Annotated in this window: 25 protein-coding genes; 13 read left to right on the top strand and 12 right to left on the bottom strand. The window is 66.1% G+C overall.

The window, feature by feature from the left end; all coding sequences use genetic code 11:
* Positions 1-50 precede the first annotated feature (50 nt).
* Positions 51-722, bottom strand: a complete 672-nt coding sequence (locus tag P1X14_RS03135; protein ID WP_277313853.1) for an energy transducer TonB — start codon at positions 720-722, stop codon at positions 51-53.
* A gap of 109 nt (positions 723-831) precedes the next feature.
* Positions 832-2,160 (bottom strand): glutamate--tRNA ligase, encoded by a 1,329-nt coding sequence (locus P1X14_RS03130; protein ID WP_277313852.1) that lies wholly within the window; start codon positions 2,158-2,160, stop codon positions 832-834.
* 89 nt (positions 2,161-2,249) lie between these two features.
* Between P1X14_RS03130 and P1X14_RS03125 the strand changes: the two genes are divergently transcribed.
* Positions 2,250-3,185: a ribose-phosphate pyrophosphokinase gene (locus P1X14_RS03125; RefSeq protein ID WP_277313851.1), complete on the top strand. Its 936-nt coding sequence runs from the start codon at positions 2,250-2,252 to the stop codon at positions 3,183-3,185.
* Between the two features lie 83 nt (positions 3,186-3,268).
* On the opposite strand, the gene P1X14_RS03120 is transcribed toward P1X14_RS03125, so the two are convergent.
* Together P1X14_RS03120 and P1X14_RS03115 are read right to left on the bottom strand one after the other, a co-directional pair.
* On the bottom strand, positions 3,269-4,018 hold the full coding sequence (locus tag P1X14_RS03120) for a sulfite exporter TauE/SafE family protein (protein ID WP_277313850.1): 750 nt from the start codon (positions 4,016-4,018) through the stop codon (positions 3,269-3,271).
* Positions 4,015-4,494, bottom strand: coding sequence for a sterol desaturase family protein (locus tag P1X14_RS03115; protein ID WP_277313849.1), 480 nt, complete (start codon positions 4,492-4,494; stop codon positions 4,015-4,017). Before P1X14_RS03115 ends, P1X14_RS03120 begins: the two co-directional genes overlap by 4 nt.
* 121 nt (positions 4,495-4,615) lie before the next feature.
* On the opposite strand from P1X14_RS03115, the gene sucC reads away from it, so the two are divergent.
* The 6 genes from sucC (at position 4,616) to P1X14_RS03085 (ending at position 10,039) form a co-directional block, all read left to right on the top strand.
* Entirely contained in the window at positions 4,616-5,815 is a 1,200-nt protein-coding gene (sucC, locus tag P1X14_RS03110; protein WP_277313848.1) for an ADP-forming succinate--CoA ligase subunit beta, read from the top strand.
* Between the two features lie 72 nt (positions 5,816-5,887).
* Positions 5,888-6,640, top strand: a complete 753-nt coding sequence (locus P1X14_RS03105; RefSeq protein WP_277313847.1) for an electron transfer flavoprotein subunit beta/FixA family protein — start codon at positions 5,888-5,890, stop codon at positions 6,638-6,640.
* The gene (locus P1X14_RS03100) at positions 6,637-7,566 is read left to right on the top strand and encodes an FAD-binding protein (protein WP_277313846.1); all 930 of its coding nucleotides are present in this window, start codon (positions 6,637-6,639) and stop codon (positions 7,564-7,566) included. Before P1X14_RS03105 ends, P1X14_RS03100 begins: the two co-directional genes overlap by 4 nt.
* Positions 7,567-7,586: 20 nt before the next feature.
* On the top strand, positions 7,587-8,123 hold the full coding sequence (locus P1X14_RS03095) for a hypothetical protein (protein ID WP_277313845.1): 537 nt from the start codon (positions 7,587-7,589) through the stop codon (positions 8,121-8,123).
* Between the two features lie 80 nt (positions 8,124-8,203).
* The gene (locus P1X14_RS03090; RefSeq protein ID WP_277313844.1) at positions 8,204-8,752 is read left to right on the top strand and encodes a hypothetical protein; all 549 of its coding nucleotides are present in this window, start codon (positions 8,204-8,206) and stop codon (positions 8,750-8,752) included.
* Positions 8,753-8,833: 81 nt separating this feature from the next.
* The gene (locus tag P1X14_RS03085; protein ID WP_277313843.1) at positions 8,834-10,039 is read left to right on the top strand and encodes an MFS transporter; all 1,206 of its coding nucleotides are present in this window, start codon (positions 8,834-8,836) and stop codon (positions 10,037-10,039) included.
* A 4-nt stretch (positions 10,040-10,043) separates the two neighbouring features.
* Here the strand turns inward: P1X14_RS03085 and nhaA are convergent, their stop codons facing one another.
* Together nhaA and P1X14_RS03075 are read right to left on the bottom strand one after the other, a co-directional pair.
* Positions 10,044-11,195 (bottom strand): Na+/H+ antiporter NhaA, encoded by a 1,152-nt coding sequence (gene nhaA / locus P1X14_RS03080; RefSeq protein WP_277313842.1) that lies wholly within the window; start codon positions 11,193-11,195, stop codon positions 10,044-10,046.
* Positions 11,192-12,772 carry a lysine--tRNA ligase gene (locus P1X14_RS03075; protein ID WP_277313841.1) on the bottom strand — a complete coding sequence of 527 codons (1,581 nt, stop codon included), beginning with the start codon at positions 12,770-12,772 and terminating at the stop codon, positions 11,192-11,194. The genes nhaA and P1X14_RS03075 overlap by 4 nt, the downstream gene beginning before the upstream one ends.
* Positions 12,773-12,943: 171 nt before the next feature.
* Here P1X14_RS03075 and chrA point away from each other — a divergent pair, with 171 nt between their 5' ends.
* The 3 genes from chrA to P1X14_RS03060 are packed head-to-tail and all read left to right on the top strand — an operon-like array spanning position 12,944 to position 17,445.
* Entirely contained in the window at positions 12,944-14,140 is a 1,197-nt protein-coding gene (chrA, locus tag P1X14_RS03070) for a chromate efflux transporter (protein WP_277313921.1), read from the top strand.
* 42 nt (positions 14,141-14,182) lie between these two features.
* On the top strand, positions 14,183-16,909 hold the full coding sequence (locus P1X14_RS03065) for an ATP-dependent DNA helicase (RefSeq protein WP_277313840.1): 2,727 nt from the start codon (positions 14,183-14,185) through the stop codon (positions 16,907-16,909).
* Positions 16,909-17,445, top strand: a complete 537-nt coding sequence (locus tag P1X14_RS03060) for a histidine phosphatase family protein (protein WP_277313839.1) — start codon at positions 16,909-16,911, stop codon at positions 17,443-17,445. The genes P1X14_RS03065 and P1X14_RS03060 overlap by 1 nt, the downstream gene beginning before the upstream one ends.
* Positions 17,446-17,612: 167 nt before the next feature.
* On the opposite strand, the gene P1X14_RS03055 is transcribed toward P1X14_RS03060, so the two are convergent.
* The 5 genes from P1X14_RS03055 to rpmF form a co-directional block, all read right to left on the bottom strand.
* Positions 17,613-17,954 carry a MerR family transcriptional regulator gene (locus P1X14_RS03055; protein ID WP_277313838.1) on the bottom strand — a complete coding sequence of 114 codons (342 nt, stop codon included), beginning with the start codon at positions 17,952-17,954 and terminating at the stop codon, positions 17,613-17,615.
* Positions 17,955-17,965: 11 nt separating this feature from the next.
* Positions 17,966-18,265 (bottom strand): integration host factor subunit alpha, encoded by a 300-nt coding sequence (locus tag P1X14_RS03050; protein ID WP_169556675.1) that lies wholly within the window; start codon positions 18,263-18,265, stop codon positions 17,966-17,968.
* A gap of 238 nt (positions 18,266-18,503) precedes the next feature.
* The gene (locus P1X14_RS03045; protein WP_277313837.1) at positions 18,504-19,475 is read right to left on the bottom strand and encodes a beta-ketoacyl-ACP synthase III; all 972 of its coding nucleotides are present in this window, start codon (positions 19,473-19,475) and stop codon (positions 18,504-18,506) included.
* Positions 19,476-19,485: 10 nt separating this feature from the next.
* Entirely contained in the window at positions 19,486-20,514 is a 1,029-nt protein-coding gene (gene plsX, locus P1X14_RS03040; protein WP_277313836.1) for a phosphate acyltransferase PlsX, read from the bottom strand.
* A 24-nt stretch (positions 20,515-20,538) separates the two neighbouring features.
* On the bottom strand, positions 20,539-20,718 hold the full coding sequence (rpmF, locus tag P1X14_RS03035) for a 50S ribosomal protein L32 (protein ID WP_277313835.1): 180 nt from the start codon (positions 20,716-20,718) through the stop codon (positions 20,539-20,541).
* A 201-nt stretch (positions 20,719-20,919) separates the two neighbouring features.
* Here rpmF and P1X14_RS03030 point away from each other — a divergent pair, with 201 nt between their 5' ends.
* Entirely contained in the window at positions 20,920-21,315 is a 396-nt protein-coding gene (locus P1X14_RS03030) for an MAPEG family protein (protein ID WP_277313834.1), read from the top strand.
* Here the strand turns inward: P1X14_RS03030 and P1X14_RS03025 are convergent.
* On the bottom strand, positions 21,312-21,974 hold the full coding sequence (locus P1X14_RS03025) for an MBL fold metallo-hydrolase (protein ID WP_277313833.1): 663 nt from the start codon (positions 21,972-21,974) through the stop codon (positions 21,312-21,314). The two genes, P1X14_RS03030 and P1X14_RS03025, sit on opposite strands and share 4 nt — an antisense overlap.
* A 77-nt stretch (positions 21,975-22,051) precedes the next feature.
* On the opposite strand from P1X14_RS03025, the gene pabB reads away from it, so the two are divergent.
* On the top strand, positions 22,052-23,818 hold the full coding sequence (gene pabB / locus P1X14_RS03020) for an aminodeoxychorismate synthase component I (RefSeq protein WP_277313832.1): 1,767 nt from the start codon (positions 22,052-22,054) through the stop codon (positions 23,816-23,818).
* A 34-nt stretch (positions 23,819-23,852) separates the two neighbouring features.
* Complete coding sequence (locus tag P1X14_RS03015; RefSeq protein WP_277313831.1) at positions 23,853-25,052, top strand: pyridoxal phosphate-dependent aminotransferase; 1,200 nt, start codon at positions 23,853-23,855, stop codon at positions 25,050-25,052.
* The last annotated feature ends 5 nt before the right edge of the window (positions 25,053-25,057 follow it).

The raw sequence follows: 25,057 nt of genomic DNA, 5'->3' as shown, positions 1-25,057 counted from the left end.
GCCGGTTGCCCGTTCGGTGCCTGCCGGAGCGGGCACCGCGGACCGGGAACTCACTGTCCGGTCATCTCGAAACGGACGTTCATCACCTTCCAGCTCTCCTGTGCCTCGCCGCCGCGGCTGGCGGGCTTGAAGCGCCAGTTGCGTAGCGCGTGGCGCTTGGTCGCCTCGAAGAATGCGGCGTTGGTCGCGCGGACCTGTTCGACTGCCTTCACCCGGCCATCGGCACCGATCAGCACGCGGACCGATACCGTGCCCTCACGCTCGCCGCGCAATTCGGACGCGGGATAATCGGGCTGGAACGCGCCGGCGTAACGCGGATCGATCTGGGCGGCGATCAGCGGCGGGGCCGGCTTGGGCGGATCGGGCTGTACCGTGCCGGTGCCCTTGGGATCGCCCAGGTCGGGGATCGGCGGATTGATCGGCGGATCGTTGGTAGTGGTCACCGGATTGTCGGTCGCCACCGGATTGTCGACCGGCGGGGTGTAGATCGGCGTCTCGCGCACCTGCTCGTGGGATTCGGGCTTGGGCTTGGGATCGATGGGCGGCGGCGGTTCATCGATCGGGATCTGTTCACCGATCAGCACGGTGATCGGCGACTTGCCGATGATCTGCGGCGCGATCAGGAACATCATCGCGCCGATGATTGCCCCGTTGACCACGACCGCGAAGCCCAGACCGGCAGGATTGATGCCGAAGGGCAGTGACGAACGATTCGCGTACATGTCAGGCCTCCTTCTCCATGTGCCGGATCGAGCCGGCCACATTGTGATGATACAACGTTACATGAAAAACGTAAAGCGGAGATGAAAGATCCCGCGACGGGCGGGATTCTCAGCGCGGCGTGAGGCGTTCGATGGCGCGTTCGGGGCCGATCAGGGGGAGCAGGGCGGCCATGTCCGGCCCGTGATCGCGCGCAGTGAGCGCGCGGCGCAGCGGCAGGAACAATGGCTTGCCCTTGCGGCCGGTGATTTCCTTGAGCGCGGCGGTGAGCTGGGCCCAGGGATCCGCGGACCAGTCGATTCCGGCGGCGGTAGCGGCGGCCTTTGCGAGGAAGTCGCGATCCTCCTCGGCCGGGACCGATGCCACCGGACCTTCGACCACGCCCCACCAGTCCGCGGCTTCGGCAATGGTCGAAAGGTTCGGGCGAATCGCTTCCCATGCCGCTTCGGTCATGCCCGCGGGCAAGCGCGAGGCGACGGCTTCGAAGCCGAGCTGATGGACGATCTTCGCGTTCAGCCCGGCCAGTTCGTCCTCGTCGAACCGCGCAGGCGCGCGGCCGAACCGGGCGAAGTCGAGACTGGCGATCAAGGGCGCGGGATCGGCGAACGGCTCGACCGGATCGCTCGTCCCCAATCGGGCCAGCAGCGCGACGATCGCCTGCGGCTCAATGCCGACCTCGCGGAAATGATCGCAGCCGAGCGAGCCGAGTCGCTTGGAGAGCTTGCCCTCATTGCCGGTCAGCAGCGCCTCATGCGCGAAGGAGGGCGGCGTGGCGCCAAGTGCTGCGAACATCTGGAGCTGGCTGGCGGTGTTCGACACATGATCCTCGCCGCGCACCACATGGGTGATCGCCAAGTCCACATCGTCGATCACCGAAGGGAGCAGATAGAGCCAGCTGCCATCGGCACGGCGCACCACCGGATCGCTCATCGTCTTCGGATCGAAGCGCTGGTGACCGCGGATCAGATCGTCCCATTCGATTGCGGCGTCATGATCCAGCTTGAAGCGCCAGTGCGGTGTGCGCGCTTCGGCTTCATAGGCCGCGACCTGATCTGCGGTGAGCGCAAGCGCGGCGCGGTCGTATACCGGGGGCAGACCGCGCCCGAGCAGGACCTTGCGCTTGAGATCGAGTTCCTGCGCACTCTCATATGCCGGATAGACCCGGCCCGCCGCCTTCAGCTCGGCGAATCGCGCTTCGTAACGGTCGAACCGCGCCGACTGGCGTTCCTCGCCATCCGGGTTCAGCCCCAACCAGGCGAGATCGGCGCGGATCGCGTCGACGAACGCCTCTTCCGAACGCTCGCCATCGGTATCGTCGATCCGCAGCAGGAAGCGGCCGGCCTGTGCCTGCGCGAACATCCAGTTATGGAGCGCGGTGCGCAGGTTGCCGACGTGCAGGCGGCCGGTGGGGCTGGGCGCGAAACGGGTAATCACGGTCATATGGCTCCGTTAAGCAGCATTGCAGTCTTGCGCCACTGGGATCGGGCACTAAGGGGAGCGTCACGCGACCGTCACAAGAGACCGATCCCATGAAGCTGATGTCCGGCAATTCGAACCTGCCGCTCGCCAAGGCGATCGCAGACTATCTCGAAATCCCGCTGACCCAGGCCAATGTGCGCCGCTTCGCCGACGAGGAGATCTTCGTCGAGATCCTCGAGAATGTGCGCGGCGAGGACGTGTTCGTGCTCCAGTCGACCAGCTTCCCCGCGAACGACAACCTCATGGAACTGCTGATCATGATCGACGCGCTGCGCCGCGCGTCGGCCAAGCGGATCACGGCGGTGCTTCCCTATTTCGGCTATGCCCGCCAGGACCGGAAGCCCGGCCCGCGCACGCCGATCTCGGCCAAGCTGGTCGCCAACATGATCACGACCGCGGGCGCCGACCGCGTGCTTTCGGTCGATCTGCACGCCGGGCAGATCCAGGGTTTCTTCGACATTCCGACCGATAACCTGTTCGGCGCGCCGGTGATGAGCGAGGACATCAAATCGCGCTTCGGCGACAAGAATCTGATGGTCGTCTCGCCCGACGTGGGCGGCGTGGTGCGCGCGCGTGCGCTGGCCAAGCGGCTCGACAATGCGTCGCTGGCGATCGTCGACAAGCGCCGTGAGCGCGCCGGCGAATCCGAGGTGATGAACATCATCGGCGACGTCGAAGGCCGCTTCTGCATCCTGATCGACGATATCGTCGATTCGGCGGGCACGCTTTGCAACGCCGCCGCCGCGCTGAAGGCAGCGGGCGCCGAGGATGTGGTCGCTTATTGTACCCATGGCGTGCTGTCGGGCGGCGCGGTGGCGCGAGTCGATGGTTCCGCGCTGGCCGAGCTGGTGATCACCGATTCGATCGGCAACCATGCCGTGATCGCCGACAGCCCCAAGGTGCGGCATCTGACCATCGCCCCGCTGCTGGCTGAAGCGATCCGCCGCATTGCGGACGAGAGTTCGGTTTCGTCTCTATTTGACTGACGCTGTGCTCCGGCGAAGGCCGGAGCTTTGGAGATCGAAGGGAGTGGTGGCCAGGGCTCCGGCCTTCGCCGGAGCACAAGTCGCTAAAAGGCGGCTTCCCAGATCAGCGCGACGCCGACCAGCACCATCAGCCAGTAGATCGCGGTGTAGAAGCGCGCCGCGTCGATCCGCCGCACCAGCCACACCCCGGCAAAAGTCGAGATAATCGCCACCGGCAACAGCGCGCCTGCGGTCATCAAATTGGCGCGGGTGAACTGGCCGAGCGCGAAATAGGCCGGGACCTTGATCCAGTTCACCGCGGCGAAGAACACCGCGGTCGTGCCCACCAGCAATGCCGGGGGCAGCTTTCGCGGCAGCACCCACAGCGAATAGGGCGGCTGGCCGGCATGGGCGACCTGGCTGGTGAAGCCCGAGGCTGCGCCGAACAGCGCGCCGAGCCATTCGGGCATCGCCGCGGTCTCGCGCGGCATCGCATGCCGTTCGAGCCACAGCCGCCACAGGCCGAACAGGATCGAGATCACCCCGACCAGCGCCATCACTGCGGACGCCGACACGCTGGCCGCGAACCAGTAACCCAGCCCGACTCCGGCGACGGCGCCGGGAAACATCCAGCCGAGCAACCGCCAGTCGACCGATTTGCGAAACGCCCACACGCCGACCACGTCCTGCACGATCAGCAGCGGCAACAGGATCGCCGCGGCGGTCACCGGATTGATCACGAACGCCATCATCGGCAGCGACAGGGTGCCGAGGCCGGTAAAGCCGCCCTTGGACAGCCCGACCAGCATCACTGCGGGAACGGCGACGGCGTAAAAGGTCCAGTCGGTAATCAAGCGTCCACGCGATTCTTCTTGAGTTCGGCCTTCAGCACCTCGGCCTTCGGCGCATAGAGAAAGCCGAAGCTTACCGTGCCGTGCTTGCCCTGCACCGCATGATGCAGCCTATGGGCCTGGATGATCCGCTTCATATAGCCCGATCGCGGCACATAGCGGTGCGGCACGCGGCGGTGGACGATGACGTCATGGAAGCCGAAATAGATCGCGCCATAGGCCGCGACGCCCGCCCCGATCCAGGTGAAGCCCGGCCACCAGCCCAGCTGAACCCCGCCCAGCAGCAGCACGAATGAGGGAATCGCAAAGATCACTGCGTAAAGATCGTTGAGCTCGAACATGCCGGTCCGGTCGCGGTGATGGCTTTCGTGCAGGAACCAGCCCCATCCATGCATCACCCAGCGGTGCGCCACATAGGCGACACCCTCCATCACGAGGATCGTGGACAGGAACAGGGCGATGCTGGGCAGCCAGTGCATTCGGGGCATATAGTCCAGCTATGCTGCACCCGCGAGAGTGCAGGGGTGGATTCGTGTTTCCGGCTGTGCTTTAGGCGGGGCCAACTCCCGATTTCCTTATTCAGAGAAGGCGGCGCTCCCCATGAACATCCATGAATATCAGGCCAAGGAACTGCTTGCGAAGTACGGCGCGCCGATCGCGCAGGGCTTTGCCGCCTTTTCGGTCGAGGAAGCGGTGGAAGCCGCCAAGAAGCTGCCCGGGCCGCTCTATGTCGTGAAGTCGCAGATCCATGCCGGTGGCCGCGGCAAGGGCAAGTTCAAGGAACTTAGCGCCGAAGCCAAGGGCGGCGTCCGCCTCGCCTTCAGCCTGGACGAAGTCCGCGCGCACGCGACCGACATGCTGGGCAACACGCTGGTGACGATCCAGACCGGTGACGCGGGCAAGCAGGTCAACCGCCTGTACATCACCGACGGCGCCGACATCGCCAAGGAATTCTACCTCGCGCTGCTCGTCGATCGCGCCAGCAGCGAAGTCGCGTTCGTCGTCTCGACCGAGGGCGGCATGGACATCGAGGAAGTCGCCCATTCGACCCCTGAGAAGATCAAGACCTTCTCGGTCGATCCCGCGACCGGCTTCATGCCCCACCATGGCCGCACCGTTGCCGCCGCGCTGGGCCTGACCGGCGATCTCGCCAAGCAGGCGGCCAAGGTCGCCAAGTCGCTGTACGACGCGTTCCTCGCGACCGACGCCGCGCAGATCGAGATCAATCCGCTGGCGCTGACCGAGCAGAACAACCTGCTGGTGCTCGACGCCAAGGTCGGCTTCGACGGCAATGCGCTGTTCCGCCACAAGGACCTGATGGAACTGCGCGACGAGACCGAGGAAGATCCGGCCGAGCTGGAAGCTTCGAAGTACGACCTCGCCTATATCAAGCTGGACGGCGATATCGGCTGCATGGTCAACGGCGCCGGTCTTGCCATGGCGACGATGGACATCATCAAGCTGAACGGCATGTTCCCGGCCAACTTCCTCGACGTCGGCGGCGGCGCTTCGAAGGAGAAGGTGACCGCGGCGTTCAAGATCATCCTTCAGGATCCGAACGTGAAGGGCATCCTGGTCAACATCTTCGGCGGCATCATGAAGTGCGACATCATCGCCGCCGGCATCGTCGAAGCCGCCAAGGAAGTGAACCTCTCGGTTCCGCTGGTCGTGCGCCTGGAAGGCACCAACGTGCAGGAGGGCAAGGACATCCTCGCCAATTCGGGCCTGCCGATCGTGGCGGCAAACGATCTGGGCGACGCGGCAAAGAAGATCGTGGCCGAGGTGAAGCAGGCGGCCTGATAGGGTAAGCCTGCCCATCGGCGCTGGCCCGCGATCCTCCCCGGGAGCGGTTCGGACACAGGAGTGGATGCAATGAAGTTACTGGTGCCGGTCAAGCGGGTGCTTGACTATAATGTGAAGCCCCGCGTGAAGGCGGACGGGACGGGGGTCGATCTGGCCAACGTCAAGATGAGCATGAACCCTTTCGACGAGATCGCGATCGAGGAAGCCGTGCGCCTGAAGGAAAAGGGCGTGGCGACCGAAGTGGTCGTGGTAACCGTCGGCGTGGCCAAGGCCGAGTCGGACGTGCTGCTGACCGCGCGCGCGATGGGCGCCGACCGCGCCATCCTGATCGCGACCGATGACGAGGTGGAGCCGCTGGGCGTCGCCAAGCTGCTCAAGGCGGTGTGCGACGAGGAGCAGCCGGGTCTGGTGATCCTGGGCAAGCAGGCGATCGACGACGACAGCAACCAGACCGGCCAGATGCTGGCCGCCCTGCTGGGCTGGCCGCAGGGCACCTTCGCATCGAAGGTCGAAGTGACCGGCGACCGCGTTGCCGTGACCCGCGAAGTCGATGGCGGCCTCGAGACGGTGGACCTCGCCATTCCCGCGATCGTCACCACTGACCTTCGCCTGAACGAGCCTCGTTATGCGACGCTGCCGAACATCATGAAGGCCAAGAGCAAGCCCGTCGCGAAGAAGACCGTCGGTGATTACGGCGTCGACGTCTCGCCGCGCCTGACCACGCTCAAGACGGTCGAGCCGGCCAAGCGCTCGGCCGGCGTGAAGGTCGCGGACGTGGATGAGCTTGTCGGCAAGCTCAAGGCTCTGGGAGTGGCGAAATGAAGACGCTGGTTTGGGTCGAGCACGACAATTCGAGCGTCAAGGACGCAACCCTGGCCGTCGTCACCGCTGCGTCGCAGCTGGGCGAGGTCCATCTTCTGGTCGCCGGTGCAGGCTGCAAGGCCGTGGCCGACGAAGCCTCAAGAATCGCGGGCGTGGGCAAGGTTCACCTCGCCGATGACGCATCGCTGGGCCATGCGCTGGCCGAGAATGTCGCGCCGCTGATCGTCAGCCTGATGGCCGATCATGACGCAGTGCTGTTCCCGGCCACGTCGAACGGCAAGAATATCGCGCCGCGCGTCGCTGCTTTGCTCGACGTGATGCAGATCAGCGACATCCTGTCGGTGGAAGGTGCGGATACCTTCACGCGTCCGATCTATGCCGGCAACGCCATCGCCACCGTGAAGACCAGCGACAAGAAGCTGGTGATCACCGTGCGCGGCACCGCCTTCGCCAAGGCGGATGCGACCGGCGGTTCGGGCAGCGTCGAAGCCGTCGGCGGTGCTTCGGACACCGGCATCTCGAAGTTCGTCTCGGCCGAGATCGCCAAGAGCGAGCGCCCCGAGCTGACTTCGGCCAAGGTGATCGTCTCGGGCGGCCGCGCGCTGCAGAACAGCGAGAATTTCCACTCGATCATCGAGCCGCTGGCGGACAAGCTGGGCGCGGCCGTGGGTGCATCGCGCGCCGCGGTGGACGCCGGTTACGTCCCCAACGACTATCAGGTCGGCCAGACCGGCAAGATCGTCGCACCGGAAGTCTATATCGCGGTCGGTATCTCGGGCGCGATCCAGCATCTGGCAGGCATGAAGGACTCCAAGACCATCATCGCCATCAACAAGGACGAGGACGCCCCGATCTTCCAGGTCGCGGACTACGGCCTGGTCGGCGACCTGTTCAAGGTCGTCCCGGAACTCACCGAAAAGCTGTGATGCGAACGCGGCGGCCAGCCTTGTTTCTGGCCGCCGCAGCCGCGCTGCTGCTGACCGGCGCAGCGCCGCAATCGGCCCCGGCGAACGACTTTGCCTGCCGCGCCGATTTCAAGACCAATGGCCCGCACCGCGCCACGCCGCTGACCGGCCCGCCTTATGCGGTGACCGGCAGGCTGAAGGTCGAGCGCAAAGAGGAGCAGGGCTCCCACTATGCCGCCTCCGCCTATGTCCAGATCATGTCCTATGATGGCCGCGACGGCGTGTATCTGATCGTCAGCGGGCAGAAGGAATTCCTTGGCGGAACCGTCGAGGCAGAGCTGGTGAGCCTGCGCGGCGGCAAGCGCCACGACTATTACCAGATCGGCGTGTTCAAGACCGGCGTGCCAACCTCCTTCTCGCTCAGCCTCGACGAAAAGGGGCTGGCAACGGCCCGGTTCGGCAGCCGCACGGTGAAGCTGCGCAGTGCTCCCTTGCCTCGCGCGGCGGCGGTGATGGGTTGCTCGCTCGGCTCCTTCACATTCTCGGAGCTAACCCCGGCGATCCCGGCCGGGAATTAAGGGCTGCGGCAGGCCCCTGTCACGCCTGACTTGCCCGCCTTCCGGAAATCGCGAATTCTGGCTTCGCAGGGGAGAGGACGATGATTCGCACAGTTTCCGCGGCGCTTGGTATCGCGTTGCTCGCTTGCGGTTCCGCTCAGGCGCAGACGATCGACTATGATTGCGACACGCCGGCCCAGCGCGTCTCGGCGATCAAGCGTGCGGTGTCGGGAACGGACTTCAGCATGAGCGGGACGGTCACGCCGCGCGAAGCCTATGACAGCGGCGAATATGGCGCCACCGCCGGGATCAGGCTGGAGGCACCGGACGGGAGCTGGTTCGTCAACATCGGCATCGTGCGCAGCTTCGACGACGAGGATCGTGACCCCGACGAGGTCCCCGCTTTCCTCCATAGCAAGTCGGGCGATATCGAGACGGTATCGACCTTCGGCAATATGAAGCTGGGCCGGGCCTATCGCTTCACGCTGACCGTGGCGGGCGGACGCGGCAAGGCGGTGCTGGACGGCGACTATAGCTGGGTGGAGGCGCGCAGCATCGATTTCGAGGTGCCTTCCGCGACACAGGCCATCGCCTCGATCTCATGCGAGACCGGCCATTTCCTGTTCGGCGAGGTCGATTTCGGGCGCTGAGGCGCCGCGATTGCACGTGCCGCATCCGCGGACCCAGCCTCGGCAATTGACGATGCTGCGGTGCAGCACCACTTGCAAACCATGCAATCCCCCGCTGCTGCTCCCCGCGCCACCCCGGTCGCGCTCGTTCATTTCGCGCTGGCCATGGGCGGGTTCGCCATCGGCACCACCGAATTCGCGACGATGAGCCTGCTGCCCTATTTCGCGGACGGGCTGCATATCGACGCGCCGACCGCGGGGCATGTGATCAGCGCCTATGCGCTGGGCGTGGTTATCGGCGCGCCCTTGCTGGCGGTGATGGGCGCGCGCATGTCGCGCCGGGTGCTGCTGATCGTGCTGATGGGCATGTTCGCGCTGTTCAACGGCCTGAGCGCGCTGGCGCCAAGCTATGAGTGGATGCTGGTGTTCCGTTTCCTGAGCGGCCTGCCGCACGGGGCCTATTTCGGGATCGCGGCGCTGGTCGCGGCCAGCCTGGTACCGGTCAACCAGCGATCGCAGGCGGTGGGACGCGTGCTGCTGGGGCTGACGATCGCCACGGTGATCGGCGTGCCGCTGGCCAACTGGCTGGGGCAGGCGGTGGGCTGGCGCTGGGGCTTCGGCGTGGTTGCGGTGCTTTCGCTGCTGACGGTGGCGCTGGTCTGGGCCTTTGCCCCGCGCGACGCGGCCGACCGCACCGTCAATCCGCTGCGCGAACTGGCGGCACTCGCCAACGGACAGGTGTGGCTGACGCTCGGGATCAGCGCCATCGGCTTTGGCGGCATGTTCTGCGTCTACACCTATGTCGCCTCGACCATGCTGGAGGTGACCCATGCCTCGGCCGGCATGATCCCGGTGGTGCTGGCGATCTTCGGGATGGGCATGACCGCAGGCAATCTGATCGTGCCGCGCTTCGCCGACAGGGCGCTGATGCCGACCGCGGCGATCCTGCTGACCAGCAGCGCGGCGATGCTGGCGCTCTATCCCTTCACCGCGGGCAATATCTGGTCGCTCAGCCTCAACGTGTTCGCGATCGGCTTTGCCGGGTCGTTGGGCCCGGTGCTGCAGACGCGACTGATGGACGTGGCGGGCGAGGCGCAAGCGCTGGCGGCCGCGCTCAACCATTCTGCGTTCAACACCGCCAACGCGCTGGGCCCGTGGCTGGGCGGGATGGCCATTGCCGCGGGCTATGGCTGGACTTCGACCGGATGGGTCGGCGCGCTGCTGGCGCTGGGCGGTCTGGCGATCTGCGGCGTGGCGATATGGGCGGAGAAGCGCGATCGGGTGCCGGCACCCGCCGCCTGCTGTTGAAGGGTCAGCCTTTCGCCGCGAAGCGCAACACCGCGAACCCGGCCAGCGCCGAGAGCAAGGATCCGCCGAGCACGCCGATCTTCACTTCGTCGACCAGCTCGGGCCGGCCGGGAAAGGCCAGACCGCCGATGAACAGGCTCATAGTGAAGCCGATGCCCGCGAGCAGCGCCATGCCATAGACCTGAGCCCAGCTCGCACCCGCAGGCGGCGCAGCGAAGCGCGCCTTCGCGGCCAGCCAGATGCTGCCGAAGATGCCGATCTGCTTCCCCGCGAACAGCCCCAGTGCAATCGCCAGAGGCAATGGCGCGAACAGGATCGCCGGGCTCATCCCCGCCAGCGATACGCCCGCATTGGCGAAACCGAACAGCGGCACGATGAGGAACGCGACCCAGGGGTTGAGTATGCCCTCCAGCCGGTGCCGCGCCGCTTCGGGGATCGCCATCGCCGCCGCCACACCCGCGATGGTGGCGTGCACACCCGAGAGGAAGACCAGATACCAGAGCAATGCCGCGAGCATCAGATAGGGCACCAGCCGCACCACGCGGAACCGGGCCAGGCCGAACATCGCGGCGAGCACCAGTCCCGCGCCCGCCAGCGCGGGCAAGTCGAGATGCGCGGTATAGGCGATGGCGATGATCGCCACCGCGCCCATATCGTCGACGATGGCGATGGTGACGAGCAGCAGCTTGAGCGACGCCGGCACGCGCGGCCCGAGGATCGCCAGCACGCCCATGGCAAAGGCGATGTCGGTCGCGGCGGGCACCGCCCACCCATTCGACAGGCCGGGTGACGACGCCGTGACGCCAAGATAGATCGCGGCGGGGACCATCATACCCGCCGCAGCAGCCAGCACCGGCAAGCGGCGCTGCTCCCATGTCGCCAGCCGTCCGCCGGAGAACTCGCCCTTGATCTCGAGTCCGACGAGCAGGAAGAACACGGCCATCAGCGCGTCGTTGATCCACAGATGCACCGTCATCGGGCCGTGTGCGGGCGCGATGACCGGTCCCGTCACCGCGTGAATCGCGTGGAAATAACTGTCCGCGAGCGGCGAATTGGCGGCGACCAGCGCCGCCGCCGATGCCGCCATCAGCACGATCCCGCCCGCCGCTTCGCTCCGGACGAAAGCGGATATGCCGTGGCGGAAGCGGCGGATCATGCCCTGGCGAGCGCCTCGGCGATCAGCTTGCGGCTGTTCGCCACGCCGTACAGCGCGATGAAGCTGCCCATGCGCGGCCCTTGCGAGGTGCCGAGCAACGTCTCGTACAGCGTCTTGAACCAGTCGCGCAGCGCTTCCTTGCCGAAGCGCTCCTTGCCGATTTCGTAGACGATGTTCTGGATCGCCTCGGCATCGGCATCCTCGTCCAGCGCAGCGAGCTGGCCGTCGAGATCCTGCAGCGCCTCCACCTCGACGCCCGCAGGCGCGCGGCGGACCGGCTTTTCGGCCACGTCGCGGACATAGGCGATCGCATAGCCGATCAGCGCATCGAGCGCGGGCCACTTCTCGGGCGTCGCATCGGGCACGTAGTTGGCGAGATAGCCCCAGACCTGATCCCTGGTCGCCTCGCCCATCACGCCGACCAGATTGAGCAGCAGGCCGAAGGTGACCGGCAGCGTCTCGGCCGGCGGCGGGCCGTTATGGATATGGTGGACCGGATTGCCGAGCTGCTGGGCGATCTCCTGGCTGCCGTAATTGCCGCGGAACTGCCAGTAATCGTCCACTGCGCGCGGGATCAGGCCAAGGTGCAGCGCCTTGGCCTTTTTCGGCTCGCGATAGATGTAGAAGGCGAGGCTCTCATCGGGGCCATAGGTCAGCCATTGCTCGATCGAGAGGCCATTGCCCTTGGTCTTCGAGATCTTCTCGCCCTTGGCGTCGAGGAACAGCTCGTAATTGAACCCCTCGGGCGGGCGACCGCCCAGCACGCGTGCGATCTTGCCCGACTGGATCACCGAGTCGATCAGGTCCTTGCCCGCCATCTCGTAATCGACGCCGAGCGCAACCCAGCGCATCGCCCAGTCGGCCTTCCATTGCAGCTTGGCCTTGCCGCCAAGGATGGTCTGCTCGATCCGTTCGCCATCGGAGTCGGTGAACGCGATCATCCCCGTCTCGGAATCCAGCACCTCGATCGGCACCTGCAGCACGATGCCGGTCTTCGGGCTGACCGGCAGCACCGGCGAATAGGTCGCCTGACGCTCGGCACGCAGCGTCGGCAGCATCACATCCATGATGCCCTGATAGTGGCGCAGCACGCCGCGGAGCGCGTCGTCGAACTTGCCCGATCCATAATAGTCGGTCGACGAGACGAATTCATACTCGAAGCCGAAGCGATCGAGGAAGTCGCGCAGCATCGCATTGTTGTGATGCGCGAAGCTTTCGAACTTGCCGAACGGATCGGGCACCGTCGTCAGCGGATGGCCGATATACTGCGCCAGCATGTCGCCGTTCGGCACATTGTCCGGCACCTTGCGCAGCCCGTCCATATCGTCGCTGAACGCGATCAGGCGGGTCGGAATATCCGACATCGCTTCGAACGCACGGCGGACCATCGTCGTGCGCAGCACTTCGTTGAAGGTGCCGATATGCGGCAGGCCCGAGGGGCCGTAACCGGTCTCGAACAGCACATGACCCTTGGCCGGCGCGCCATCCGGATAGCGTTTCAGCAGCTTGCGCGCCTCTTCGTAAGGCCAGGCCTTGGATTCGAGTGCGGCGGCGCGGAGGGCTTGCTTGTCGGTCATGGTGATGCCGCACTAGCGAAGAGATGCGCCGGGAGCAAAGCGGGCCATTGACTTTGCCTGTCCCGCGCGGCGATGTGGGCCGCAACGGGCCGATGCGGACGCCCGTTCAGACGGCATCCGTCCAAGTCCGCTCCATCCGTCGCGCCTGCGGCGAAGGGAGCATATGTGACGATGACTGCCGATCCGAACCTGACCGATACCAAGCCGCCGCAGCTCAGCCTGATCGCGCTGTTCCTCAAATTCCTGCGCTTCGGCGCGCTCGCATTCGGCGGGCCGGTCGCGCAGATCGCGATGCTACGGCAGGCGCTGGTCGAGGAGGAACGCTGGATCGACTCCGCGCGGTTCAACCGGCTGCTCGCGGTGCTGCAGGTGCTGCCGGGGCCGGAAGCACATGAGTTGTGCGTCCATCTGGGCATGATCGCGCGGGGCCGGATCGGCGGATTGCTGGCCGGAATCGGCTTCATGCTGCCCGGGCTGGTGCTGATGCTGGCGGCGGGATGGCTCTATGTGACGTGGATCGCAGGCGATGCCGGGCTGACCGGTGTGCTGCTGGGCGTGCAGATCGTGGTGCTGGCGATCATCCTGCGTGCGGTCGTGCGGATCGGACAGCATGTGATCGAGGATCGCTGGCTGGGCGTGATCGCCGCCGCCAGCCTGATCGCGACGCTGATCGGCGTCCCTTTCTGGATTCCGCTGGCGGCAGGCGGGCTGGCCTATGCCGCGTCGCGGCCTGCCCTGATCGCGATCGTGCTCGCCCTCGCGGCTGTCACCGCATGGCTGCTCGTGCCGGGCGTCGTGACCGAGAGCGGGATGCCGCAAATGGCTCCCGCGCCGGTGACGCTCGCCGCTTTGTTTATCGCCGGGCTGAAAGGCGGGCTGCTGACCTTTGGCGGCGCTTATACCGCAATCCCCTATGTCCGCGCGGATACGGTCGGCAGGGGCTGGATCGGCGATTCGACCTTTCTCGATGGCGTGGCGCTGGCCGGAGTACTGCCCGCGCCGCTGGTGATCTTCGCGACCTTTACCGGCTATGTCGCGGGCGGACCGGCAGGTGCGCTGGCGATCACCGCCGGCATGTTCCTGCCCGCCTTCGCCTTTTCGCTGATCTTCTTCGAGCGACTGGAAGCGATCGTCGGGAATCCGGCGCTGCACCGGTTGCTGGCGGGCGTCGCCGCGGCAGTGGTGGGGATCATCGCCGCGACGCTGGTGCAACTGGTGCAGGCGACGGGCGTGCGGATCACCAACCCGCTGATCGCGGCGATCCTGTTCGGCGTGGCGCTGGTGGTGGTGTGGCGGGTTAAGGGCGCATGGGTGACGCCTGCCATCGTTGCCGGAGGTGCGCTGGCCGGGTGGCTGGTCGCGCCGTAGCGGCTGGTCAGCCGGAACGAAAAGTGTACACGATGGCGTTCGATGACCGCCCTCCCCTATCCTGCGCTGCACGCGAGCCATGGCGGCGTCTGGATCGCCATGCCGGACGGGGAGACGCGGGCGGTGGGCCGCGGCGAGGCGATCCGCGTCGCGGCGGACACGCCGGTGATCCTGCTCAACGCGCCGCTGGTCGGGCAAAGGCTGGGACATCCCGAGATCAACGGGTTGGACCTGCTCGAGCTGTTCGCTTTCCTGCGCCCCGCGCAGTTCATGGTGCCGACGCCCAAGGGTCTTGCGCGGGTGGCGGGGATCGAACCGCCGGCGAGTGACGCCGAGGTCGCGCCGTTCCTGCGCGATGCGGCCGAGGCGCTGCTGAGGCTGACCGACGGCGACTGGCCCGAGCGTGAAGGCGCATGGCATGCGGCACAGTCGCTCGGGCGGTTGCGCTGGCCGTGGGCGATGGCGGTGAGCCAGCGGCTCACGACGCCCGAGCGTGCCGAGCGCTGGCTGTTCTCGCGCCTGCCCGAATGGAGCGAGCAACCGCCCCGCCCTGCCCCGCGCAGCGTAACGCTGCACGATGAGGATGTAGCGGCGAGGTTGGCGCAACTGACCGGGCAGGGGGCCGAGCAGCGCCAGGGCCAGCGCGATTATGCCAATGCCGCCGCGCGCGCCTTTGCCCCGCGCGAGATGCGCGATTCGCCCAATCTGGTGCTGGCCGAGGCGGGGACGGGGATCGGCAAGACGCTCGGCTATCTGGCGCCGGCCTCGTTATGGGCAGCGGAGGCCGATGGCGCGGTGTGGGTCTCGACCTTCACCAAGGCGCTGCAACGCCAGTTGGCCCATGAGACCGAGCGGCTGTTCCCCGATCCCGCGACCCGCAAGGCCCGGGTGGTGACGCGCAAGGGCCGCGAGAATTACCTGTGCCTGCTCAACCTAGAGGACGCGTTGCAGGGCGGGTTTGCCGGGCGCGCGGCGATCCTGGCGCAGCTGGTCGCGCGATGGGCCGCCTATAGCGCCGATGGCGACATGATCGGCGGCGACCTGCCCGGCTGGCTGCCGGTGCTGTTCCGCCGCAATGGCTCTACCGCGCTGACCGACCGGCGCGGCGAATGCGTCTATGCCGGGTGCCCGCATTACCGGAAATGCTTCATCGAGCGCGCGGCACGGGCCAGCGTCGATGCCGATATCGTGATCGCCAATCATGCACTGGTGATGGTCAACGCCGCGCGAGGCCGCGAAACCGCGGCGCGGCCGTCCCGCTATGTGTTCGACGAAGGCCATCACCTGTTCGATGCCGCCGATGCGATGTTCTCGGCCGCCCTTACGGGTCAGGAGGCAATCGAGCTGCGCCGTTGGATCACCGGGCCCGAATCGGGGTCGCGCGGGCGGCGGCGCGGGCTGGCGGCACGACTGAGTGACGTCGCCAGCTATGATTCGGAAGGCGGGGAAGCGATTGCCGCCGCTGTGGTCGCGGCGCAGGCACTGCCGAGCGACCAATGGCTCCAGCGGCTGGCCGAGGGCCAGCCCTTCGGCCCGGTCGAGTCGCTACTCGCGGCGGTGCGAGGGCTGGTCTACGCCCGCGACGAAGGCAGTGCGGACGCGGGATATGGCTTGGAGACCGAACTGGCCGAACCCGATGGCGCGCTGGTCGAGGCTGCCGGACCCGCGGGCGTTGCGCTCGACGCGCTGGTGCGGCCGCTGGTGACGCTTGGACGGCGGCTGGAAGCGGTGCTGACCGAAGGCCCGGACTGGATGGACGGCCCGGCGCGCGCGCGGATCGAAGGCGCCATCGCGTCGCTCGGCTGGCGTGCCGAGACGGTGGGCGCCTGGGCGGCGCTGATCGCGCGAATCGGCGGGCCGGCCGATCCGGAGTTCGTCGACTGGCTGGCGGTCGACCGGGTCGAGGGGCGCGAATATGATGTCGGGCTGCACCGGCACTGGCTCGATCCGGCCAAGCCCTTTGCCGAGACGGTGCTGAAACCGGCGCATGGCGCGGTCATCACGTCGGCAACGCTGACCGCGGGCGGCGACTGGAACGTCGCCGAGGCGCGATCGGGCGCCAGCCATCTGATGCGCCCGCCCGGCCGGTTCGAAGCGCCCAGCCCGTTCGACTATGCCGCGCAATCGCAGGTGCTGATCGTGACCGACGTGAAGCGCGGCGACTTGCCCGCGCTTGCGAACGCGTACGCGCGGCTGATCGTCGCGGCTGAAGGCGGGACTTTGGGGCTGTTCACTGCGATCCGGCGGCTGCGCGCGGTGCATGCGCGAATCGCCGACCGGCTGGCGCGCGAGGGGCTGCCGCTGCTCGCCCAGCATGTCGATCCGATCGATACCGGCACGCTGGTCGATATCTTCCGTGACGATCCACGCACCTCGCTGATCGGCACCGACGCGCTTCGAGACGGGGTGGACGTGCCCGGCCATTCGCTGCGGCTGGCGGTGATGGAAGGTGTGCCCTGGCCCAAGCCGACCGTGCTCCATGCGGCGCGGCGACTGGCAGGCGGCGGCACCGCCTATGACGACCGGATCGTCCGCGCACGGCTGGCCCAGGCATTCGGGCGGCTGATTCGCCGCGCCGACGATCGCGGTACCTTCGTCCTGCTCTCCGCCGCGATGCCCTCGCGCCTGTTGAGCGCCTTTCCCGATGCGACGCCGATCGCGCGGGTGACGCTCGACGAGGCTGTCGAGCGAGTTCGACTTTCCTTGGCAACACGCTTGCGGCAAGAGGCTCCAGAATCGACCGATGTGACCGCCGATCCGGGGAAGTGATGAAGACGCTCACCTTGCTGCGCCACGCCAAATCGGGATGGGACGATCCGGTCGCGCGCGATTTCGATCGGCCGCTGAACACCAAAGGGCATCGCGCCGCGCAGGCGGTGGGCCGGTATATGAAGGCGATCGGCCTCAGTTTCGATCATGTTGCCGCGTCTCCCGCCGTCCGCGTGGTCGAGACATTGGGCGAAGTCGAGTTGGGCTATGGCAGCGAGCTGGCCCCGGCGTGGGACCAGCGCATCTATCTCGCTTCGGCCGCGACGCTGCTCGATCTGGTCCATGAATTGCCCGAAGGCGCCGCCAGCGTGCTGATCGCCGGGCATAATCCCGGGCTGGAGGAGCTGGTGCTGACCCTGATCCCCGATGGCGACCATCTGCGCGACGATGTCGAAGTGAAATTCCCGACCGCGAGTCTGGCCGAGATGCGATTCGCGGTGGAACGCTGGTCGGACGTGAAACCGGGTGCCGGCGAGCTGATTCGCTTTACCCGTCCGCGCGATCTGGATCCAGCGCTGGGGCCGGGCAAGGACTGAACGGACGTCTTGCTACTGATACCCTTCCCCAGCGAAGGTTGGGGCCCAGTTACACAGGTTGACGTAACGAAGCCGAGTCCTCTCCACGACCGCCATCGAAACTGGACCCCAGCCTTCGCTGGGGAAGGCGCATATTGAGAAGCGGCGGAATCACCAATTGGCGTGGATTATCCCTCGTCGTCCTCGAGCGCCTTCACCAGCGTTTCGCGAATCGATTCAAGGCTACCGACCGAAAAGGCCTTTGGCGTCGGAGTCCGCCCGCCCTTTTCGGAGGCCAGCAGTTTCTGCACGCCGCGAATCGTATAGCCTTCATTGGTCAGCAGATCGTGGATCCGCTTCACCAGCGCGACGTCTTCGGGGCGATAGTAGCGGCGATTGCCTGCGCGCGTGAGCGGGCGCAGCTGCGGAAAGCGCGTTTCCCAATAGCGAAGGATGTGCTGCGGCCTGCCGATTTCTTCGGCAAGCTCCCCTATGGTGCGCAGCGCGCCAGCGGCCTTGGGCGCTGGCATCGCCGCACCTGTCAGCCGGCCGAGACGATGCGATCGCGCATCATCTGGCTGGCCCGGAAGGTAAGCACGCGACGCGGGGCGATCGGAACCTCGACTCCGGTCTTTGGATTACGGCCCACGCGCTCGCCCTTGTCGCGCAGGATGAAGCTGCCGAAACCGGAGATCTTGACGTTCTCACCCTTGGAGAGCGCCTCGCACATATGACCCAGAATCTGCTCGACGAGTCGCGCGGCATCGGCACGCGAGAGACCGACTTCGCGATGCAGCGATTCGGCCAAATCGGCCCTGGTCAGCGTGCCCGCGTCAGCCATGGTCGGCCTTCTCCCCGTTTAACCTGTGATGTGTGATCTAACAGATTGTTCACAGCCCGCAAATGGGAACATTACCATGCTGTAACAATCGGGCGTAACTTGATCACGCTCTGGCGTTCTTGTGTCGGTTCAGCTGGTGCTGAACCGTGCGGTGCCAGCCCGCTCCCCCACCCGGCCACCCATAGAATAAACTTCCGTTGGGTGGCCGGGTGGGGGAGCGGGCTGGCACCGTTGCGAATCAAAAACGCACTACGGCTGCGCCCCAGGTGAAGCCGCCACCCATGGCTTCGAGCACCAGCAGGTCGCCCTGCTTGATTCGCCCGTCCTTCACCGCGGTATCGAGCGCGAGCGGGACCGAGGCCGCCGAGGTATTGGCGTGCTGATCGACCGTCACGATCACCTTTTCGGCCGGCAGGTTCAGCTTTCGCGCCGTCGCGTCGAGGATGCGGGCATTGGCCTGGTGCGGCACCACCCAGTCGACATCGCCGGGCTGAAGTCCGGCGGCGGCGAGCGACTCTTCCATCACCGAGGCGAGATTGACCACCGCGTGGCGGAAAACCTCACGGCCCTTCATGCGCAGCTTGCCGACCGTACCCGTCGTCGAAGGGCCGCCATCGACATAGAGCAGTTCGTTATGGCGCCCATCGGCGTGGAGCTTGCTGGCGAGCACGCCGCGGCCGTTCGAGTCGTCCGATTCCTGGCCCTCGAGCACGATCGCGCCCGCGCCGTCACCGAACAGCACGCAGGTGCCGCGATCTTCCCAGTCGAGGAGACGGCTGAATGTCTCGGCGCCGATCACCAGCGCGCGCTTTGCGGCGCCGGCGCGAATCATCGAGTCGGCGACCTGCAGCGCGTAGAGGAAACCGGAGCAGACCGCCGCCACGTCGAACGCGACGCAATCGTCGATGCCGAGTGCCGCCTGCACCTTGGTCGCGGTGGCGGGGAAGGTCTGGTCGGGCGTGGCAGTGGCCAGCACGATCAGATCGACGTCCTGCGCGGGCAGGCCGGCGGCAGCGAGTGCGGCCTTTGCCGCACCGGTCGCCAGCGTGCCCGTGGTTTCCTCGGGTGAGGCGATGTGGCGGAAGCGGATGCCGGTGCGTTCGACGATCCATTCGTCGGTGGTGTCGACCGTCTCCGCCAGCTCCGCATTGGAGACGCGGCGGGCCGGGAGCATCGTTCCCGTGCCGATGATGACCGAACGCAATGTCATTGCCTGTGCCTTACGCCGCCTGGGCTTCGAAATTTCCGAGATCCTCGGCGATGCGGCGCATCAGATCGTCCTGGAGCATCTTCGCCGCGAAACCGATCGCGGTGGCAACGCCGGTCTCGTTGGCGCTGCCATGGCTCTTCACGACGATGCCGTTCAGGCCAAGGAAAACCGCGCCATTATGATTGTTGGGATCGAGATGGTGGCGCAGCAGCTCGGTCGCGGGCTTCGAGATCAGGAAGCCGATCTTCGAGCGAGTCGAGCTGGAAAAGGCGCGCTTGAGCAAGTCCGCCACGAAACGTGCCGTACCCTCGACCGTCTTGAGCGCGATATTGCCCGAGAAACCGTCGCACACGATCACGTCGACATCGCCGCGCGACAGCTTGTTGCCTTCGATAAAGCCCCGGAAATCCATCCGCAGATCGGCGCTGCGCAATGCGGCGGCAGCCTCGCGGATATTCTCGGTGCCCTTCATCTCTTCGGTGCCGATGTTGAGCAGGGCGACTCGCGGCCGCTCCAGATCGAGCGCGGTGCGCGCATAGGCGGCGCCCATCACCGCGAACTGGACGAGATTGCGTCCGTCGACCTCGGTATTGGCGCCCAGATCGAGCATGACGGTGTCGTTTTCGCCGAGGCTGGGCATCAGCGCGGCCAGCGCAGGGCGATCGATACCCTTCATCGTGCGCAGCGACAGCTTGGCCATCGCCATCAGCGCGCCGGTATTGCCGGAGGATACGGCAGCGCCGGCCTTGCCCTGCTTCACCAGATCGATGGCGATGCCCATCGACGTGGTCTTGGCACGGCGAATCGCCGCGCTCGGCTTGTCTTCCGAGGACACGACTTCAGGCGCGTGGACGATCTCCGACGCGGCAGTAAGGTTCGGATGGGTCTTCAGACCTTCGCGGATCTGCGCTTCATCGCCGACGAGGTAGAATTGCATCCCCTCGTAGCGGCGGCGCGCAGCCGCCACGCCTGCCAGCATCACGGCAATCCCCTCGTCGCCGCCCATCGCATCGACGGCGATTCGCGAGGGTTTCGTCATGCTGTCAGGCCCCCGTTTTCAGGCTCAAGCCTCGACGGAGACGATCTCGCGGCCGTTGTAATGGCCACAGGCGCCGCACAGGACGTGCGGGCGCTTCAGTTCGCCACAGTTCGGGCACTCCTGATACGCCTCGACCGACAGCGCATCGTGCGCCCGGCGCATGCCACGCCGCGACGGCGAGGTTTTTCTCTTGGGAACGGCCATTTCGGCAACCTTCTTCGAAAACTACAAATCCGGGTCGCGATACGCCCACAGGAAGTTCCGGGCAAGCGACGGTCCATGCCGGCCGCTCGCCGGACCAGTGGACAGGTCACGAAGCGAGCGTGCGCCTATAGCGATTCTTCGCTGCGTTGCAAGGCTGGGCTGGCCATGGCAGGTGAAGCCGAACGGGGAGGGGGACCTGATATGATATTGTTGCCGGTGACTCTGGGCACGGCGGGTGCCGCGGCGCTGATCAATTTCTGGCTGAGCATCCGAATCGGGCGGATGCGCGTGGCCGAAAAGATTTCGGTCGGCGACGGCGGCAACCCGAAGATGATCGCGCGGATGCGGGCGCAGCTGAACTTCGCCGAATATGTGCCGCTGATCCTGATCCTGTTCGGACTGGTCGAGCTGGCGCTGGGGAGTTCCACCTGGCTGGGCGCGGTCGCCGCGGTCTTCATCCTCGGGCGCATATGCCATCCGTTCGGGATGGACGGATGGATGCCGGGGCGGCTGATCGGCGTGGCCACCTCGATGCTGACGATGATCGGTCTTGGCGGACTCGCGCTCTGGTTCGGACTGTGCGCGCTGGCGGGTTAGGTTTTCGCCAGCACCGAATCGGCGACATAGGGATTCGTCCGCCGCTCATGCGCAAAATTGCTCAGGGGACCGTGTCCGGGAACGAACACGGTCTCGCCGCCCAGCGGCCATAGCCGCGTGACGATCGCGTCGAGCAGGTCCTGATGATTGCCCATCGGGAAATCGGTGCGGCCGATCGATCCCTGGAACAGCACGTCGCCGACCGTCGCGAATTTCGACGGGGCGTGGTGGAACACGACATGGCCCGGCGTGTGTCCGGGGCAGTGATAGACGTCGAGCACCAGATTGCCGACGGTCACCTGATCGCCATTGACCAGCCAGCGGTCCGGCTCGAACGGCATGCCGCGCACGCCATATTTGCGGCCGTCATCCTCAAGCCGCGCGATCCAGAAGCGATCGGCCTCATGCGGCCCCTCGATCGGCACGCCCAGCTCTTTCGCGAACTCGCCCGCGGCGCCGCAATGATCGATATGTCCATGAGTCACGAGGATTTTCTCGATGGTGACGTCATGATGCTTCACCGCCGCGCGCAGCTTCTCCAGATCGCCGCCGGGATCGACGAAGGCGCCCTTCATCGTTTCGGTGCACCAGAGCAGGGTGCAATTTTGCTGGAGCGGCGTGACGGGCACGACCGCGGCGCGCATCGGTGGATTCGACATGCTTCGCAGATAGGCAGATGCGAAGGTCCGGACAACGGGGTTGCGGCGGACCGCCGCGCGCTGCATTCGGGCTGGGCATGTTGCCTGCCCCACCCTTCGTACTGCTCGACGATGCACGGCCGAACGGCGCAGGCGCGCGGCTCTATGCCAACCCGGTCGAGATCGTCGAAGCGAATGGTGAGGAGGAAGTCTGCGCCGCGCTCGAACGGATCCGGGCAAGCGGGAAGCATGCGGCAGGCTATCTGACCTATGAGGCCAGTGCCGGTTTCGAGCCGAGCGCATGGCCGCAGCCCGCGGGCGGCGAGCGGCCCCGGCTGTGGTTCGGGCTGTTCGACGGCTATGAGAAGGTAGACGCGGCCGCTTTGCTGCCCGATCCGGCAGGGGCATGGGCGGGCAAGCCGCAGCCCTGGATCACCCGGCAGCAATATGGCGAGCAATTCACTCGGGTGATCGACCTGATCGAAGCAGGCGACATCTATCAGGCGAACCTCACATTCCGCGCCTGGGTGCGCTGGGCGGGCGCGCCGGCATCGCTCTATGCGCTGATCCGCGCGCGGGCGGCGGCAGGCTATGGCGCATTGGTCGCGACCGGCGAGCAATGGCTGCTGTCCTTCTCGCCCGAGCTGTTCTTCGCAGTGGAAAGCGGGCGGCTGACCGCCAAGCCGATGAAGGGCACGGCGATTCGCGGCGACAGCGAAGCCGAGGACCGGCGGCTGGCCGAGGAACTGCAGAGCGACCCCAAGCAGCGCGCCGAGAATCTGATGATCGTCGACCTGATGCGGAACGACCTTAGTCGCGTGGCCCGCGCCGGGAGCGTACAGGTCCCCCAATTGTTTCATGTGGAGCAATATCCGACGGTGCATCAGATGGTTTCGACCATCACCGCCGAGCTGGACGAGGGACTGGACGCGATAGATGCCCTTCAGGCGCTGTTTCCGTGCGGATCGATCACCGGCGCACCCAAGGTGCGGGCGATGCAGATCATCGGCGAGGTCGAGGGCGCGGCGCGCAACGCCTATACCGGCTCGATCGGCCGGATCGATCCAGCCAAGGACGGCAAGAGCCGCGATGCGATGTTCAACGTCGCGATCCGCACCTTGAGCGTGGACGCGACCAGCGATGCCGCAGTGCTGGGCCTGGGATCCGGCCTCGTCGCCGATTCGAAGGTGCAGGAGGAATGGGACGAGTGCCTCGCCAAGGGCGCGTTCGTCACCAAAGGTGAAGCACCGTTCGACCTGATCGAAACGATGGCCTTCGATCCCGAGATCGGCATCAAGCTGCTCGAACGGCATCTCGCGCGGATGAAGGTCAGCGCGCAGCTGTTCGGCTTCGAGTTCGACCGGCATGGCGTGCGCAACGAGCTGCAGGCCGCGACCTTCCGGTTGCGCGATGCGTCGCGGGTGCGGCTGTTGCTGGCGCCATCGGGCGCGATCGCGATCGGGATCGCGCCGATGCCGACCGTGCCCGAAGGACCGGTGCAGGTCGCGATCCTCGCTCAGGAAGTTGCGCCGGACGACTTCCGCCTGCGCCACAAGACCAGCCGCCGCGCTTTCTATCCCCGCGTGCCGGGCATGTTCGAGACGATCTACACCGACGCGCAGGGCTATCTGACCGAAGGCAGCTTCACCTCGATCTTCGTCGAGCGGGACGGTGTGCTGGTGACGCCGCCGCTGTCGCGCGGACTGCTGCCGGGCGTATTGCGCGCCGAGCTGATCGAGAGCGGAAAGGCCATCGAAGGCGATCTGACTCCGGCCGACCTCGAGCATGGCTTCTTCATCGGCAATGCCCTGCGCGGACTGGTATCTGCTGTTACGGTTGCGGAAGGCTCGAATCGGGGCCTATAGGCGCGGCGCTTCTCCCAGAAAGGCGCCCATCCCCATGAAGACCTCCGCCGCGCTCGACCGTATCCAGCCTTCCGCCACGCTCGCCATGACCACCCGCGTCAACGAGCTGAAAGCACAGGGCGTGGACGTGATCGGCCTGGGCGCTGGCGAGCCGGACTTCGATACGCCCGAATATGTGCAGGAAGCCGCCATCGCCGCGATCCGCGGGGGCAAAACGCGCTACACCAATGTCGACGGCACCAACGAGCTGAAGGAAGCGATTGCCGCCAAGTTCAAGCGCGACAACGGCCTCGACTATGCGATCAACCAGATCAGCGTGAACGTGGGCGGCAAGCACACCTTGTTCAACGCGCTGGTCGCGACGGTGCAGGCGGGCGACGAAGTGATCGTGCCGGCGCCCTATTGGGTCAGCTATCCCGATATCGTCCAGTTCGCGGGCGGCACCCCGGTGTTCATCGCCGCGGGCGCCGATCAGAACTACAAGATCACCCCGGCCCAGCTGGAAGCCGCGATCACCCCGCGCACCAAGTGGCTGATCCTCAACTCGCCGTCCAACCCGACCGGCGCCGCCTACTCGGCCGCAGAGCTGAAGGCGCTGGGCGAAGTGATCGAGCGGCATCCGCATGTGTGGGTGATGGCCGACGATATGTATGAGCATATCGTCTATGACGGGTTCGAGTTCGCGACCATCGCGCAGGTCTGCCCCTCGCTCTACGAGCGCACGCTGACCGTGAACGGCTGTTCCAAGGCCTATTCGATGACCGGCTGGCGCATCGGCTTTGCGGGCGGCGCGCCGTGGCTGATCAAGGCGATGTCGAAGCTCCAGTCGCAGTCGACCAGCAATCCCTGCTCTATCGCACAGGCAGCGGCCACCGCAGCGCTGAACGGCGACCAGAGCTTCCTCGAGGGCCGCAATGCCGCCTTCCAGGGGCGCCGGGACCTCGTCGTGTCGATGCTCAACGCGATCGACGGCATGACCTGCCCGGTCCCCGAAGGCGCCTTCTATGTCTATCCGGAGTTTTCGGGCCTGATCGGCAAGACCACGCCCAAGGGTCTGGTGATCAAGACCGACGAGGACATGATCGGCTATTTCCTCGACGAAGCGCGGGTGGCGGCAGTGCATGGCGCTGCGTTCGGCCTCTCGCCGGCGATGCGGATCAGCTACGCGACCTCGGAAGCGATCCTGACCGAGGCTTGCACCCGTATTCAGGAAGCCTGCGCAGCGCTTCGCTAGGGGTT

Origin of the sequence: Sphingomonas sp. AOB5 (genome assembly GCF_029433115.1) — a bacterium.
Lineage (GTDB): Bacteria > Pseudomonadota > Alphaproteobacteria > Sphingomonadales > Sphingomonadaceae > Sphingomonas.
The sequence above is the reverse complement of the archived record's forward strand: the minus strand, read 5'-3'. Positions and strand labels throughout refer to the sequence as shown.

What these genes read in the sequence shown, in the direction of transcription:
- P1X14_RS03135 (WP_277313853.1), bottom strand. Translation starts at nt 722, where the DNA reads ATGTACGCGAATCGTTCGTCACTGCCCTTCGGCATCAATCCTGCCGGT.
- P1X14_RS03130 (WP_277313852.1), bottom strand. Translation starts at nt 2,160, where the DNA reads ATGACCGTGATTACCCGTTTCGCGCCCAGCCCCACCGGCCGCCTGCAC.
- P1X14_RS03125 (WP_277313851.1), top strand. Translation starts at nt 2,250, where the DNA reads ATGAAGCTGATGTCCGGCAATTCGAACCTGCCGCTCGCCAAGGCGATC.
- P1X14_RS03115 (WP_277313849.1), bottom strand. Translation starts at nt 4,494, where the DNA reads ATGCACTGGCTGCCCAGCATCGCCCTGTTCCTGTCCACGATCCTCGTG.
- sucC (WP_277313848.1), top strand. Translation starts at nt 4,616, where the DNA reads ATGAACATCCATGAATATCAGGCCAAGGAACTGCTTGCGAAGTACGGC.
- P1X14_RS03105 (WP_277313847.1), top strand. Translation starts at nt 5,888, where the DNA reads ATGAAGTTACTGGTGCCGGTCAAGCGGGTGCTTGACTATAATGTGAAG.
- P1X14_RS03100 (WP_277313846.1), top strand. Translation starts at nt 6,637, where the DNA reads ATGAAGACGCTGGTTTGGGTCGAGCACGACAATTCGAGCGTCAAGGAC.
- P1X14_RS03090 (WP_277313844.1), top strand. Translation starts at nt 8,204, where the DNA reads ATGATTCGCACAGTTTCCGCGGCGCTTGGTATCGCGTTGCTCGCTTGC.
- P1X14_RS03085 (WP_277313843.1), top strand. Translation starts at nt 8,834, where the DNA reads ATGCAATCCCCCGCTGCTGCTCCCCGCGCCACCCCGGTCGCGCTCGTT.
- nhaA (WP_277313842.1), bottom strand. Translation starts at nt 11,195, where the DNA reads ATGATCCGCCGCTTCCGCCACGGCATATCCGCTTTCGTCCGGAGCGAA.
- P1X14_RS03075 (WP_277313841.1), bottom strand. Translation starts at nt 12,772, where the DNA reads ATGACCGACAAGCAAGCCCTCCGCGCCGCCGCACTCGAATCCAAGGCC.
- chrA (WP_277313921.1), top strand. Translation starts at nt 12,944, where the DNA reads ATGACTGCCGATCCGAACCTGACCGATACCAAGCCGCCGCAGCTCAGC.
- P1X14_RS03065 (WP_277313840.1), top strand. Translation starts at nt 14,183, where the DNA reads ATGACCGCCCTCCCCTATCCTGCGCTGCACGCGAGCCATGGCGGCGTC.
- P1X14_RS03060 (WP_277313839.1), top strand. Translation starts at nt 16,909, where the DNA reads ATGAAGACGCTCACCTTGCTGCGCCACGCCAAATCGGGATGGGACGAT.
- P1X14_RS03055 (WP_277313838.1), bottom strand. Translation starts at nt 17,954, where the DNA reads ATGCCAGCGCCCAAGGCCGCTGGCGCGCTGCGCACCATAGGGGAGCTT.
- P1X14_RS03050 (WP_169556675.1), bottom strand. Translation starts at nt 18,265, where the DNA reads ATGGCTGACGCGGGCACGCTGACCAGGGCCGATTTGGCCGAATCGCTG.
- P1X14_RS03045 (WP_277313837.1), bottom strand. Translation starts at nt 19,475, where the DNA reads ATGACATTGCGTTCGGTCATCATCGGCACGGGAACGATGCTCCCGGCC.
- plsX (WP_277313836.1), bottom strand. Translation starts at nt 20,514, where the DNA reads ATGACGAAACCCTCGCGAATCGCCGTCGATGCGATGGGCGGCGACGAG.
- rpmF (WP_277313835.1), bottom strand. Translation starts at nt 20,718, where the DNA reads ATGGCCGTTCCCAAGAGAAAAACCTCGCCGTCGCGGCGTGGCATGCGC.
- P1X14_RS03030 (WP_277313834.1), top strand. Translation starts at nt 20,920, where the DNA reads ATGATATTGTTGCCGGTGACTCTGGGCACGGCGGGTGCCGCGGCGCTG.
- P1X14_RS03025 (WP_277313833.1), bottom strand. Translation starts at nt 21,974, where the DNA reads ATGTCGAATCCACCGATGCGCGCCGCGGTCGTGCCCGTCACGCCGCTC.
- pabB (WP_277313832.1), top strand. Translation starts at nt 22,052, where the DNA reads ATGTTGCCTGCCCCACCCTTCGTACTGCTCGACGATGCACGGCCGAAC.
- P1X14_RS03015 (WP_277313831.1), top strand. Translation starts at nt 23,853, where the DNA reads ATGAAGACCTCCGCCGCGCTCGACCGTATCCAGCCTTCCGCCACGCTC.